We start from the raw sequence: 13751 nt of genomic DNA on the forward strand, positions 1-13751 counted from the left end.
GGCATCCAGACCTCCGAGGAGACGCAGGAGCGCGTCCGCGCCGCCGCCCGCGAGCTCGGCTACGAGGCCCCTCCTGGATCAGCCACGCCTGCCCGGGGACGACCCGTCCGAGCGAGTCCTCCCAGGGCGCCGCCGGGACGCCGGCGAGGCGGTCGGCGGCGCGGGCCGCGGCCCCGCGCCCCTCGGCGGGGCCGATCGCGGCGAGCGCCCGCAGGAAGGCCCGCGCGCCCGGGGTGGCCGCCGCGTGCAGGCAGCCGATCAGGTCGCCGAGCGCGGCGCGCCGGGCGGCGTCGTGCGGGGCCGCCGCCTCCAGGCCGCCGAGCTGCGCCGACGTCCACATCTCGGCCTGCAGCGCGCCGGGCTGCGCGGGCAGGGCGCCGGCCTCCCGGACGTAGGCCGCGTACACCTCGCCGAGCCCCGGCAGCATCAGCTCGGGACCGGCGGACGGTCGGGTCGCACTCACGGCCTCAGCCTATGAGACGCGGGGGAGCGGCCCGGCCGCGCGTTCCGGGAGGCGGGGCCTACGCCGGGACTGTCAGCAGCGTGCGGCCCTCGCCGATCGTGCGGACCTCGAACCGGCTGATCTCCTGGGGCCGCAGCGCCGTGCCGCCCTGCAGCGCCAGCTGGGGCTGCGGCGAGCCGGGCAGGCCGTAGCCCTTCTCGGGGACGGACCAGCCGACGACGGTGTGCGCCCTGCCCCGCCGGTCCACGGCGACCAGTTCGCACGCGAGCGGCCCGCCGACCTTGCTGAGCCGCAGCGCGACCCGGCTGCCCCACGCCTTCTGCTGCGTCGCGACCGTCCCGGTGACGCCGGTGCCGGCGTCGGTCGCCGACATCGCCCGGCCGTCCCGCAGCAGCTGGGCGGTCCCGCCGTCGGGCGCGGAGGCGGCGGAGCCGCGGTCGGCGCCGAGCGTGTACCCGGCGCCGAGCGCCCCGCCGAGCAGCACCACCCCGGCGGCGGCCGCGGCCAGCGCCCGCGCGGCCCGGTGCCGCCGCTCCCGCCGGATCCGGTGCCGGATCAGGTCGGTGACCGCCGCCGGCTCGGGCGGCGCGGGCATCGCCTCCGCCGGGTCGGCGATCGGGCCGATGCCGTCCAGGGTCTGGGCGATCCCGCTCAGCGCGCCGAGCTCCTCGTGGCAGGAGAAGCACGTCGCCAGGTGCGCCTCGAACGCGCGGCGGTCGGGCTCCTCCAGCAGGCCGAGGGCGTAGGCGCCGACGTCGACGTGCGGCATGTCCGGCGCTCTCATGGCGTCACGCCCCTCTCCTCCAGGGCGACGCGCAGTGCCCGGAGCGCGTAGTAGACCCGGGACTTCACGGTGCCCACGGGGATCCCGAGATGCCTGGCGGCCTCGTTCACCGAGCGGTCCCGGAAGAAGGTCTCGTTGAGGATCTCTCGGTGGGCGGGGGACAGGGCGAGGAGGGCTTCGGACACGACGACGGAGCGCAGCAGATCCTCCAACCCGTCGGGCACGCGCATGTTCTCCAGCGGGCCCTCGCCCGCCTCCTGCGGCCGTGCGTTCTTGCGGCGCTGGTCGTCGATGACGATCCGGCGGGCGACCGTCGCGAGCCAGGGCAGCAGCGACGTCGCGTTCTCGTCGAGCTGGTGCGCGCTGCGCCAGGCGCGGATCATCGTCTCCTGGACGACGTCCTCGGCCCAGTGCCGGTCGCCGCCGGTGAGGCGCAGGACGAACGACAGCAGGGGGCGGCCGTACACGCGGTACAGCTCGGTCACGATCACCTGGTCGTCCACGCCGCCGGAGGGCCGCGGGCCGCGGAACCAGCTCCACGGTCCGGGAGGGCGTTCGCGGGTGGCCGAGGCGGCCGGTGATCTGTGGGCCATCGGGGTCTCCGGCGGGGGTGCGAGGGGGTGCGGGGCGACGCGGTGACCGTGGGTGTCACGTTGGGAGGCAGTACGGGACCCCGCGCCGCGCGGTTCAACCGAGGCCGTTTCGTGGGGGATTTTCCGCAATGGCTCTTACTTGTTCGCCACCTTTTCCTTACCGTCCAGTCCCAGGGATCGCCGAGGTGCGTCTCAGGGTGCGTACGGGAGGCGAGACTCCGACCCGCGCATCGGAACCTTCGCCGGGCAACGCTCACTCCACGCTTTGGAGCGAATGCGGGCATCGGGCCCATTTGCCCACAGAGACCGAGGGCGGGGATCGGCATGGTGATGGAGAACGGGGAAGTGCAGCTCAGCTACCGCCTGCTGCTGGCGGTGGACATCCAGGGGTACAGCCGGCGCGACACGCGCGAGCAGCTGCGCGCGCAGCGGCTGCTGACGGAGGCGCTCGACGGCGCCGCCCGCGGCGTCGGCCTCGACCGCGCGGGCTGGGACAAGCAGGTCGGCGGGGACGGCGAGCTCGCCACGCTGCCGGAGGGCGTCGACCCGGCGACGGTGGCCGGCGAGTTCGTCATCCTCCTCGACGGGGCGCTGCGCGAGGTCAACCGGGACGCCGGCCGCTTCCGCCTGCGCGTCCGGCTCTCGCTGCACCACGGCACGCTCACGGCCGGGCCGTTCGGCCCCGCGGGCGACGCGCCCATCGTCGTCCAGCGGCTGCTGGACGCGGCGCCGCTGCGCCGCCTGCTGGCCGACGACGCGGACCGCGACCTCGCCTACGTCGTGTCGGACTCGCTGTTCGACGACGTCGTGCGGACCGGGTTCTGCGCCCTGCCGCCGCGAGGCTTCCGCGCCGTCAAGGTCGCGGCGAAGGGCGCGGTGTTCCGCGGCCACATCCTCACCGGCCGCGCCGCCCGCGAGGACGCGGGCGAGGACGCGGGCGGGCCGGGCTCCCGGTCCGCCCGCGTCCTCGAGTTCCCGGCCCTCGCCCTGAACTGACCGGGAAGCGACCGGCCCGCCCAGGGGTTGACGCGGGTAGGACCGACGACCGATGGAGGCGACGATGGCGGACGAAGCGGCGCTGGTGAAACTCCTGGCGGGACGGGACATCGGGGTGCTGGCCACCCTCAAGGGCGACGGGCGGCCCCAGCTGTCCACGATCAACTACCACTACGACGAGGAACGCCGGCTCGTCCGGATCTCGATCACCGCCGACCGGGCCAAGGCCCGCAACCTGGCCCGCGACCCGCGCGCGAGCCTGCACGTCGGTTCGCCGGACGGCTGGTCGTGGGTGGTCGCCGAGGGCACCGCAGAGCTCACGGCGGTCGCCGCCGATCCGGACGACGCCGCCGTCGAGGAGCTCGTCGAGGTGTACCGGGACATTCGCGGCGAGCACCCCGACTGGGACGAGTACCGCCGCGTCATGGTCGAGGACCGCCGCCTCGTCGTCCGCCTGCACGTCGAACGCCTCTACGGGCAGGCGCACTGACGGCGGCCGGGCGCGGCTAGGCCCCCAGCAGGGCGGCGAGGAGGCGGTTGTCGCCGCGCTGCCAGAGCGTCCCGACCTCGTCGAAGCCCGCCTCGCGCAGCGCCTCGACATGGGTGGACAGCAGCGCCGACTCCGACCCGTGGTGGCCGGTCGTCTCGTCGCGGGCCAGCGATCGCAGCCCGGCGAGGCCGGGATCGGCGGCGACCGCGTCCCACCACTGGTCCCAGCCCTCGGGGCGGTCCCCGCCGAACCGGCGCGCCCGCTCGCGCTCGCGCAGGGCGACGTCGAGGGCCGCGAGGCCCGGCGTGCGGTCCTCCACTCCGAGGTTGTCGCCGTTGAGGAACAGGCCGCGAGGGCGCAGCACGCGCGCCAGCTCGCCGTAGGCGACGCGCAGCTGCGCGGCCGACAGCCAGTGCAGGGCGGTCGTGCTGACGGCGGCGTCGGCCTGCCGGTCCAGCCGCAGCCGCGCCGCCCAGCCGGGCTCGCGCAGGTCCAGCTCGGTGAAGGCCAGACCCGGCCGGCCGGCGTGCGCGGCGCGGCCGAGCGACAGCAGCAGCGGGTCGGCGTCCACCGCGACCACGGTCGCGCCGGGGAGGCGGTCCAGGATCCGGCCGGCGAGCGAGCCCGGCCCGCAGCCGAGGTCGAGGACGAGCGGGTCGGGCCGCCCGGTCGCGGCCTCCAGGGCGTCGACGATGGCGGTGAACCGCTCCTCGCGGTCGGGGACGTAGCCCTCCTGCTGGACGTCCCAGCGGGCGGTCCAGGCGCTGGCGACCTCGTGGTCGAGCATGGTCATGACCCCTCCTGTGACTGTCGTATAAGCTTTGGACAGTCACATTCTGAACCCGGAAGGCGTAACTGGTCAAGTGGAGTTCAACAGTCATACCGATGCGGTGGTGCAGGCGGCCGCCGGCCTCGTCAACGAGCTGACCCCGGGGGAGCGGCGCGGCCGCGCCTACACCCCGCCCCCGCCGCCCGCGCTCGCCGCCGCCGTCACCGACGTCCTCCAGCGCGTCGGGCGCGGCTCGCGCGCCGCCGAGTCCGAACTGCCCGCGCTCGCCGCCGTCGCGCGCGAGCTGCGCGTGGTGTTCGACGCCGTCGCCGCCGGCGACGTCGACGGCGCCGCCGAGCAGGTCAACCGGCTCCTGGAGACGACCGAGGCCCGGCCCCGCCTGGAGCGCCACGACGGACACCCGTGGCACGTCCACTACCACGGATCCGACGAGAACGACTGGGCCGGTCCCTGCGCCACCGGCCTCGCCATCGTCATCGGGAGCGAGATGCACGACCGCCTGGGCGTCTGCACCGCCCCCAACTGCGACCGCGTCTACGTCGACACCTCCCGCAACGGCACCCGCCGCTTCTGCTCCACCGCCTGCCAGAACCGGGTCAAGGCCGCCGCGTTCCGCGCCCGCGCGCAGTCGTCCTGACGGGCCCCGGCTGGGCCTGCCGGTTTCGCGGGCGTGCCTGTAGCGTGTGGCGATGATCCAGGCCACCGCCACCACCGCCGCCTCGCCCGACGACCTCTTCCGGCACCTGGCCGTCCCCGAGGCGTGGGGCGCCTGGGGCAGGTTCCCCACCCCGGCGCGGCGGGCGCGCGCGGGCGACACCGCCCCCTACGGCGTCGGGACGGTCAAGAAGATCTGGCCGGCCAGCGAGCGGACCGTCGCCTACGAGCCCTACGAGCACTTCGGGTACGTCGCGCTGTCGGGCCTGCCCGTGCGCAGCTACCGGTCGGACGTCCGGCTGGAGCGCCGGGACGCCGGCACGTTCCTGCGCTGGGAGGCGACGTTCGAGCCGCTGATCCCCGGCACCGGCCCGATCGTCGGCTTCGGGCTCCGGCAGATGCTGAAGGCCTTCGCCCGATGGCTGCCCGCCCACGTCGAGCACTGCCCGCCGGACTGCCCCGCCCGCAAGGCCGAGGGCATCTGACCGCGTCCGGGCCCGCGGGGAGGGATGTGAGCCGGAGGCCGTGCGACCCCCCGCACGACCTCCGGCAGAAAAGGTGCAGGCCGAGAGCACCCCGCAGTTCCCTCGGCCTGCACGACCATGGACCCCTCAGGCGGGGTCGGGACCGTAGACCTCCCACAGCTCCCCGGCGAAGAACCGGCCGAAGTCGAGCAGCCGGCCCGCCCCGTCGGGACCCGTCGCGCGGAAGGTCGTCAGCTGCCGCGCGAAGTCGGTCAGCTGGATGTGCAGCACGCCCGCCGCGACGACCGGCGCGCCGTCCTCCTCGTCCTCGGCGACGTGCCCGTCCAGCAGCCGCACGTAGAGGGTGGAGGTGTCCGGCCAGATCCGCGTCGGCGGCCCGTGCAGGACGTTCTTGCGCCCGCTCAGCGTGCGCCGCCGCCCCTCGCCGTCGGTGTAGAACAGCCGGTACTTCATCAGCCGCCGGTCCTCGGGCCCGTCCGCGACGAACAGGTTGAACGTGCCCCGCTCGACCGGGCGGCGCCCCCCGTGCCCCGTCGCGTCGACCCATCCGGCGGCCGTCGCCTCGTGGTCCGCCTCGGCCAGGAAGCGGTCGGTGTCCGCCGCGGTGATCGTCAGGCGGAACGACAGGGGCAGGCGCCCCTCGGCCAGCTCGCCGATCCGCGTGTCGGACTCCCCGTAGGTGACGAACCCCTTCATCTCCTCGGTGAACGACAGCGACGTACGGCCCGCGACCGCGGTGGACGGTCCCCGTGTCCCACCGCGGCTCCCCGATGCGGGGCCGTACGCCGAGCCGTTCCCCGCCCCGCCTGGCGAGCCGGCTCCCCCGGCCGGCTCGGCCCCCGTGGCGGGCGGGGCGGTCCTCTCCAGCAGCCGCGTGGCCAGCCGGTCGGCCTGCGCGGCGATCGTCAGCGAGGGGTTCGGGCCCACCGGGCCGGGCATCGCCGCCCCGTCGGCGATGTAGAGGCCCGGGAACCCGAACACCTCGCCGAAGGCGTCGCAGACGCCTTCGCCCGGGTGGCCGCCCATGGGGGCACCGCCCAGCGGATGGACGGTGATGATGCGCTTGCGGAACCACATCGGGTTGTCGGCGTAGTCGGCGCCGAGCACGTCCGCGATCCCCCGCATCGTCTTGCGGACGCGGTTGAACAGCTCCTCGCTGGTCCGCGCGTTCCAGTCGGCGGCGAGCCGGCCGTCCCGCAGGTGCAGCCGCCCGTCGGCAGTCTCGCGGCCCATGCCGAGCAGCGGCAGCGAGCTGACCGTCAGCGCCCCGTCGCCGATCAGGTCCGAGAGCTCCTCGGACAGGTTGGTGTCCGGCGCGTCCTTGAAGAACTCCCGGAACCGGCCCCACAGGAACTCCACCGCGCGCTCGAACTCGCCGCGGACGTCGAAGCCGTTCACGATCCAGTCGGTGAAACCGGGGTAGCCGCCGTCCTGGATGTAGGCGCCGCGGCCCGCGCCGGGCACGCCGTCCAGGTCGTCCGGCAGCCGGATCGCCGTGGTGATCACCGGCCCGCGGCTGGCGTTGAGCGGGCGGACCCGGTTGCGGTCCTTGGCCCGCATCAGGAACGTCAGCAGGTCGCCGTTGCCGCAGAAACGGGTGCCGAGCGCCGAGCTGAGGCCGGGGAACGCCGCGCGGGACTTCAGCAGCAGGTACGTGGTGCCGTAGGTGCCGGCGCCCAGCACCAGCCGGTCGCACGTGATCGTCCGGATCGGCAGGCGGCGCTTGCGGGCGGACAGGTCCGTGTGGTGGACGTAGTCGACCTCGTACCCGCCGCCCCGCCGCGGCCGGATCGCCTTCACCTCGTGGGAGGTGCGGATGTCGGCGCCGTGGTGCGCCGCCGCCGACAGGTAGTTGTGGTCGAGGCTGTTCTTGGAGCCCTCGTTGCAGCCGATGTCGCACTCGCCGCACAGCTTGCACGTCCGGCGGCGGGCGCCGTGCAGGTTGCCGTACGCGGGGTCGGCGATCGGCAGGCTCACCCCGGGCGTGCCGCCCGGCTCCGGCGCGAAGCTGACCGCGAGCGGCGGCAGCGTGCTGTGCAGGCCGAGCTCGGCCGCCGCGTCCTGCATCGCGTGCGTCTTCGGGGTGTCGTCGTAGGGGACCTGGTCCAGCGGGTACGGCGTCGCGCCCATCATCCGCTCGACGGCGTCGTAGTGCGGGTCCAGGTCGGCGCGCGAGACCGGCCACGGCTCGTGCCCCCCGCCGGGCCCCGGCCGGTCGTGCACGAACCAGCGCTCGTCCTTGCGCAGCAGCACGTTCGCGTAGATCAGGGAGCCGCCGCCGAGGCCGGAGGACACGACGGAGTCGCAGCCCTTGAACCCCCACACGTCGTACATCCCGTACAGGCCGGCGTCGGGGTCCCAGAACGCCCGCCCCAACTCGGCGGGGGAGCGCGGGAAGCTGCCGGGCGGGTACGGCTGCCCGCGCTCCAGCAGGACGACCCGCTGCCCGGCCTCCGCCAGCCGGTACGCGGTGACGGATCCGCCGAACCCGGATCCGACCACGACCGCGTCGACGTGCTCGGCCGCGCCGCCGTCTTCGCTCATCGCTCAGCCCGCCTTCCGCTTGAGGAAGTCCACGACCTGCGGGAACACCTCGGTCGCGGAGGCGGCCCCCATGAACGGATCCTGGTGGCCGTAGCCGGGCAGGACCGCCAGCTCGTGCAGCCCGGGAGTGATCTTCTCCAGGGCGCGGTGGCAGACGATGTTGGAATCGGTGAACACGTGGTTGCGGTCTCCGGTGAGGAACAGGATCGGCGTCGTGACCGTGGCGGCGCGCGACAGGTAGTCGTCCGGCAGCGCGGCCGAGCGGGGGTCGCGCGGGTGGCGCTTCACCGCGCGGCCCGCCTTCACCATCGCGTGGAGGTGCCGGTAGTAGTTGACGTTGCAGGCCCCGAACAGGTCGGGCAGCCGCCCGTGCGTGACCGGCGACATCTTGCCGTGCGTGAAGATCGGTTGTCCGCCGCCCCACATGAAGCTGAGCATGTGGCAGGCCGGCTCGTCGCACTCGCGGTGGAACGGGGCGACGGCCTTGGCGAGCATCCAGCCGCGCGTCAGCACCGGAGCGTTCGCGTACCGGGGGTCCAGGTGGCAGGGCCCGAGCACGTACTCCATGAGGGCCGGCCCGTAGCCGAGCTTGATCTTCGACCAGCGCGGGGTGCGCGGGGTGAGCGAGACGCTGTTGCAGACCAGGCTGGTGACGCCGGTGACGGTGGCGGCGAACAGCGCCATCGAGAACGAGATCGCGCCCACGCAGTGGGAGATCACGTGGATCCGCCGGTCGCCGACGTGGCGCCGCAGCTCGGCGAGCATCGCCGGGTGGTCGTGGAGCGCGATGGCGTCCAGGTCGTGGCGCGAGGCCTCGGCGTTGTAGGGGAACCGGCCGCTGATCCGCAGGTCGGCCGCCCACACGTCGCCGAACCCGGCGTCGTGCAGGTGGTTCACCAGGTTGGCGTGCTCCGGCATGATGTACATGTCGCTGGACGTGGTCAGCCCGTGCACCAGCAGGACGACGTCGTCGCAGTCGCTCCGGCGGAACCGGGTGAGGTTCAGGCCGAGGCCGTCCTCGGTCGCGAAGGGGTGCGCGGACACCTCGGCGTCGGCGACGCCCGCGTGCGTGAAGCGCGCGATCCGCTGCTGCTCCATGTCGATCTCCTCCGCTTCCTGACGGTCCAACCCTGCCAAACGCAGATATCGGCGCGGCATCGTGGAGAACCCGTACTTACGGGTGCGGGCGAACCCACCGGACGTACGGGACGTACGTGAAGTAAGAGTCGGATCTACTCGGAACGGTTCATCGCGGTCGCGACGCCGACCCGGGAGGACACGCCGATCTTGCCGAAGACGCGGGAGAGGTGGGTCTCGACGGTCCGGACGCTGAGGTACAGCCGCTCGGCGATCTGCTGGTTGCTGTTGCCCTCGGCGACCAGCAGCGCGATCTCGTGCTCGCGCGGGGAGAGCCCGAACGGCAGGTCCTTCCTGCCCTTGGCGCCGCGTGCGGGCGTCCCGGGGGAGGGCACCCGGACACCGAGCCGCCGCTGCTCGCGGACGACCTGCGCCAGCAGCCCCTTCATCCCGCACGACTCGAAGACCTCGGCGGCGGCGCGCAGCCGGTCCCGGGCGCGGGACCGGTCGCCCGCGGCGGCGTGCGCGAGCCCGGCGGCCAGTTCGGCGCGGCCGGCCTCGGGCCGCCGCCCCGCCTTGGCGAGCAGGTCGGCGGCCTCCGCCGCCACCGCCGCGGACGCGGCGGGGTCGGCGGAGCGGAGCGCGTGCGCCCGGGTCAGCCGGGCCAGGCCGGCGTCGCCGGTCAGCAGCGGGTCGGCGATCGCCTCGGCGATGTCGGCCCAGTGCGCCGCGTCGGCGCCGTTCTCCTGCGCGGCGCGGACCGACGCCAGCGCCTCCGCGCAGATCACCAGGGTGCTGAAGTCCAGGCCGAGGGTGCCGTCGCCGCAGGCGGCGATCAGCGCGGTGGCGCCCTCCTCCAGCCGGCCCTCGTTGATCACCGCGATGGCGCGGGCCACGTGCGCCATGTGGGTCCACCACTCGCCCGACCCGGTGTCGTTGGCGACGGCCTCGTCCCCGGCCCGCAGCGCCCGCTCGTGGTCGCCCATCCAGGACGCGGTCAGGCACTGCTGGATCAGCCCGTAGGCCAGCACCTCCTGCGAGCGCAGGTCGCGGCCGACCGCGGTGGCCTCGTCGGCGACGGCGGCGGCCTCCTCCAGCCGCCCCGTCTGGGCGAGGACGCGCGACTGCCCGGACAGCATGTAGCCGAGCACGAACGTCTGCCCGGTCGTGCGGGTGATCGACACCAGCCGCTCGGCGTGCCGCAGCGCCTCGTCGTACATGCCGAGGAACGACTCGGCGAACACCAGCCAGGCGAAGCAGTCGAGGCAGTCGGCGAAGTCGTTGTCGGACGCCGCGGAGAACAGCCGGTCGGCGGTCTGGGCGCGGTCGATCGCCTCCGCGACCTCGCCGCGCCCGTAGGCGACCATCGGGCGCATCGCCGCGACCGCCGCCGTCAGGCCGGGGCCCCACCCGGGCGCGCTGTCGGGGATGGTCTCCAGGATGGCGTGCGAGCCGCGGGTGTCGATCCGCTGGATCCGGTCGGCGACGAGCCGGATCCGCAGCAGCACCGCCTCGGGGGTCTGCCGGTCGGTGCTGCGGCGCAGCTCGTCCAGGACCAGGGCGCGGGCCTCGTGGATCCGGCCGAGCTGGCGCTCCATGATCGCGCACATGTGCACGGTGCGGGCGCGGCGGACGGTGTCGTCCGGCGGCAGCAGCCCCAGCAGCGTCCGGGCGGTCTCGCGGCCCTCCTCGGCATGGCCGCTGACGGCCTGCACCTGGGCCAGCTCGACCAGCAGCTCCACCCGGTCGGGATAGGCGCCGGCGCCGGCGCCGGGCATCAGGTCCAGCGCGGCCTGCAGCCAGTACGCGGCGGTCGCGGGCGCCTGCGGCGCGACGGCGCGGGCGGCCTCCAGCAGCGTCCGGATCGCCTCGGCGTCGCCGAAGCGCGCCGACCGCACCACGTGGTGGGCGCGCACGGCCGCCGGGGCGCCGAGCTCGGCCAGCCGCTCCGACACCCGCGAGTGCGCGGCGATCCGCCAGCCGGCCGCCGTCGAGGCGTAGGCGACGTGCCGCACCAGGGGATGGCGGAACCGGAACCGGCCGCCCGGCGCGGGACGCACCACGTCGTGGCCGGTCAGCACGTCCAGGGCGGTGAGCGCGGCGTTCTGGTCCATCTCCGCCGCGACCGACGCGAGCGCGGGCTCGAACACGTCCGCGGCCACCGCGGCGCCCTGCGCCATCAGCAGCGCCCTCGGCGGCAGCGCACTCAGCTCGACCTGCAGCGCCGCCCGCACCGCCGGCGGCACCTCGGTCAGGTTCGCGACGCCCTTCTCCCAGTGCCTGTCGAGGCCGGCGCCGGACGCGGGCGCGGTCCCGCCCGCCATCCTGGCCAGCGCCTCGAGGTAGAACGGGTTGCCGCCGCTGGCCTTGAACAGGGCCTCGCACCGCGCGCGGCCCACGTCCGGGCCGAGGAACTCGCGGACCTCGCTCTGGGTGAGCGGATCGACCGCCACCCGCGCGCCCTGCGGGCCCGCCGCGTCCACCAGCGCCGCCAGCCGCGGCGACGCCTGCGCCGGACGGTAGGCGACCGCCAGCAGGACCCGCGCCCGGGGCGGGTGGCGGACCAGGTGGTCCAGCAGCTCGATCGTCGCGTCGTCGGCCCAGTGCAGGTCGTCGAGGATCAGCACCAGCCCGGACGGCTCGGCGAGCGCCTCCAGCAGGTGCCGGACGGTGCGGTGCAGCTGGTAGCGCGCCACCCGCGACTCCGGCGAGGCGGCGGGCGGGTCGCCGGACAGGTCGGCGAGCGCGGGGAACACGGTGCCGAGCAGGCGCAGCGCGCCGGGCGGCAGGTCGAGGGAGTGCTCCTCGAGGCGGTCGTCGAGCGCGTCGACCACGGCGCCGAACGGCATCTCCTGCTCGAACTCGGCCGCGCGCCCCGCGACGAACGGCAGCTTGCGGGCGGTCGCGCAGTCCGCGAGCTCGTTCAGCAGCCGCGTCTTGCCGGCGCCGGGCTCGCCGACCAGCGCGACGAGGCCGTAGCCGCTCTCGACCGCGTCGAGAGCGCGGTCGATCCGGTGCAGCGCGTCCCGGCGCCCCACGAGCGGAGCGTTGCCGGGACCCCCGGCGGCATGGGCCGCACGACCCTCCATGTCCACACCCCAACAGCGACAGGCGGCCGATACGCCGTGGCCATGCTTCTTGTTGCGGTACCTCTGAACGAGCGGGATTCACCTTATCGGGTGGAACGTCAATAAGGCAGGACAACACGCCCTGCCTGCGCCTTGCCCACCCGCGACGGCGGCCTTGGACCGTATGTACATAGCTATGAACGGCCCTCGGGCGTCCCATGTCAACCTCGGGAGGGTAAACCGTCCCGCGACCGTGACATCCGCGGCCGGTCAGTCCTCCAGGCCGAGGCGGGCGGCGGCCTGGCTCCAGCGGGCCTCGTCGCCCGACGGCTCGTAGCGGCGCAGGTCCTGGGTGGCGGCGACCAGGGCGCGTGACCCGGCGAGGTCCGCGACGGCGCCGTGCGCGCGGGCCTGCGCCAGGACGTTGCCGAGGGCGGTCGCCTCGACGGGGCCGGCCACCACCGGCAGCCCGCTCGCGTCGGCGGTCAGCCGGCACAGCAGGTCGTTGCGGCTGCCGCCGCCCACCAGGTGGACGACGTCGATCTCCCGCCCCGACAGGCGCGCCGCCTGGCGGAGCGTGGCGCGGTGCGCGAGGGCGAGGCTGTCGAGGATGCAGCGCACGGTCTCGGCGGGGGTGGACGGCTCGGGGAACCCGCGGCGGCGGCAGTGCGCGGCGATGCGGGCCGGCATGTCGCCGGGCGGCAGGAACTCGGGGTCGTCGGGGTCGATGAGGCTGCGCAGGCCGGGCACGTCCCGGGCCGCGGCGAGCAGGCCCGGCAGGTCCGCCTCGCCCCAGGTCCGCTGCGACTCCTGGAGGAGCCACAGGCCCATCACGTTGCGCAGGTAGCGGACGGTCCCGTCGACGCCGCCCTCGTTGGTGAAGTTGGCCTTGCGGCTCTCGTCGGTCAGCACGGGGGCGTCCAGTTCCACGCCGACCAGCGACCAGGTGCCGCACGAGATGTAGGCGAACCGGTCGGTGGCGGCGGGGACGGCGGCGACGGCGGAGGCCGTGTCGTGGGACCCGACGGCCGTGACGCGCAGCGCGCCGTGGCCGGTCTCGGCCGCCACGTCCGCGCGCAGGGTGCCGATGCCGGCGCCGGGGTCGTGCAGCGGCGGGAAGATCCGCGCGGGCAGGCCGAGCCGGTCGATGAGGTCCGCCGACCAGGCGCCGCTCCGGACGTCCAGCAGCCCGGTGGTGGAGGCGTTCGTGCGCTCGGCGCCGATCTCCCCGGTGAGCCAGTGGGCCAGCAGGTCGGGGACGAGCAGCAGCGTGGCGGCCCGGGACAGGTCCTCGGCCGCGAGCTGGTAGATCGTGTTGAACGGGAGGAACTGCAGGCCCGAGGTCCGGTAGAGCAGGTCCTCGCCCAGCTCGGCGCGCACCCGCTCCATCACGCCGTCGGTGCGGGCGTCGCGGTAGTGGACGGGGTTGCCGAGCAGCCGGCCCTCCGCGTCGAGGAGCCCGTAGTCGACGGCCCAGGAGTCGATGCCGACCGAGGACAGGCCGCGTGGGGCGGAGCGGAGCCCGTCCAGGACGTTGCCGTAGAGGCCGAGGATGTCCCAGTGCAGGGTTCCGTTGACCCGCACGGGGCGGTTCGGGAAGCGGCGGATCTCCTCCAGGGCGAGGGTGCCCGGCCCGACGCGCCCGGCCATCACCCGCCCGCTGGACGCCCCGAGATCGACGGCCGCGAACATCGCTTCGCTCATGCTGTGTCCCTTGCACCGCCTCGTTCCTGCTCTGCCTGGCCTGCCCTAACGCCGTCGCGACTCGCCGGCATCTGCCACGGCTGGCCTACTTGCATCACACGCT

11 protein-coding genes and 1 pseudogene are annotated in these 13751 nt (G+C 74.8%); 4 read left to right on the forward strand and 8 right to left on the reverse strand.

Annotated elements, in window-relative coordinates; genetic code table 11:
- The 3 genes and pseudogenes from AB0C69_RS23855 to AB0C69_RS23865 form a co-directional block, all read right to left on the reverse strand.
- Positions 1 to 463: pseudogene (locus tag AB0C69_RS23855) on the reverse strand (hypothetical protein); the annotation flags it as partial.
- A gap of 58 nt (positions 464 to 521) precedes the next feature.
- Positions 522 to 1247: a zf-HC2 domain-containing protein gene (locus AB0C69_RS23860; RefSeq protein WP_360357039.1), complete on the reverse strand. Its 726-nt coding sequence runs from the start codon at positions 1245 to 1247 to the stop codon at positions 522 to 524.
- A complete protein-coding gene (locus AB0C69_RS23865) occupies positions 1244 to 1732 on the reverse strand; it encodes a sigma-70 family RNA polymerase sigma factor (protein ID WP_207946058.1) in 489 nt (162 codons plus the stop codon). Before AB0C69_RS23865 ends, AB0C69_RS23860 begins: the two co-directional genes overlap by 4 nt.
- Positions 1733 to 2170: 438 nt before the next feature.
- Between AB0C69_RS23865 and AB0C69_RS23870 the strand changes: the two genes are divergently transcribed.
- Positions 2171 to 2836, forward strand: coding sequence for a hypothetical protein (locus AB0C69_RS23870; protein ID WP_360357042.1), 666 nt, complete (start codon positions 2171 to 2173; stop codon positions 2834 to 2836).
- A 64-nt stretch (positions 2837 to 2900) separates the two neighbouring features.
- Entirely contained in the window at positions 2901 to 3326 is a 426-nt protein-coding gene (locus tag AB0C69_RS23875) for a PPOX class F420-dependent oxidoreductase (RefSeq protein ID WP_360357045.1), read from the forward strand.
- A 16-nt stretch (positions 3327 to 3342) separates the two neighbouring features.
- Here AB0C69_RS23875 and AB0C69_RS23880 read toward each other — a convergent pair whose 3' ends face one another.
- Positions 3343 to 4119: a class I SAM-dependent methyltransferase gene (locus AB0C69_RS23880; RefSeq protein ID WP_360357048.1), complete on the reverse strand. Its 777-nt coding sequence runs from the start codon at positions 4117 to 4119 to the stop codon at positions 3343 to 3345.
- A 97-nt stretch (positions 4120 to 4216) separates the two neighbouring features.
- On the opposite strand from AB0C69_RS23880, the gene AB0C69_RS23885 reads away from it, so the two are divergent.
- Positions 4217 to 4753 (forward strand): CGNR zinc finger domain-containing protein, encoded by a 537-nt coding sequence (locus tag AB0C69_RS23885; protein WP_360357050.1) that lies wholly within the window; start codon positions 4217 to 4219, stop codon positions 4751 to 4753.
- 52 nt (positions 4754 to 4805) lie between these two features.
- Complete coding sequence (locus AB0C69_RS23890) at positions 4806 to 5255, forward strand: SRPBCC family protein (RefSeq protein ID WP_360357053.1); 450 nt, start codon at positions 4806 to 4808, stop codon at positions 5253 to 5255.
- A gap of 126 nt (positions 5256 to 5381) precedes the next feature.
- Here AB0C69_RS23890 and AB0C69_RS23895 read toward each other — a convergent pair whose 3' ends face one another.
- The 4 genes from AB0C69_RS23895 to AB0C69_RS23910 all read right to left on the reverse strand — a co-directional run bounded on the left by AB0C69_RS23895 (position 5382) and on the right by AB0C69_RS23910 (position 13648).
- Complete coding sequence (locus tag AB0C69_RS23895) at positions 5382 to 7799, reverse strand: GMC family oxidoreductase (protein WP_360357056.1); 2418 nt, start codon at positions 7797 to 7799, stop codon at positions 5382 to 5384.
- 3 nt (positions 7800 to 7802) lie between these two features.
- Positions 7803 to 8897: an alpha/beta hydrolase gene (locus AB0C69_RS23900; protein ID WP_360357058.1), complete on the reverse strand. Its 1095-nt coding sequence runs from the start codon at positions 8895 to 8897 to the stop codon at positions 7803 to 7805.
- Between the two features lie 134 nt (positions 8898 to 9031).
- On the reverse strand, positions 9032 to 11965 hold the full coding sequence (locus AB0C69_RS23905; RefSeq protein ID WP_360357061.1) for an AAA family ATPase: 2934 nt from the start codon (positions 11963 to 11965) through the stop codon (positions 9032 to 9034).
- Positions 11966 to 12214: 249 nt separating this feature from the next.
- The gene (locus AB0C69_RS23910) at positions 12215 to 13648 is read right to left on the reverse strand and encodes a rhamnulokinase family protein (RefSeq protein WP_360357064.1); all 1434 of its coding nucleotides are present in this window, start codon (positions 13646 to 13648) and stop codon (positions 12215 to 12217) included.
- Positions 13649 to 13751 lie beyond the last annotated feature (103 nt).

Source organism: Actinomadura sp. NPDC048032 (genome assembly GCF_040653175.1).
In the GTDB taxonomy this organism is placed as follows: Bacteria; Actinomycetota; Actinomycetes; order Streptosporangiales; family Streptosporangiaceae; genus Spirillospora; species Spirillospora verrucosospora.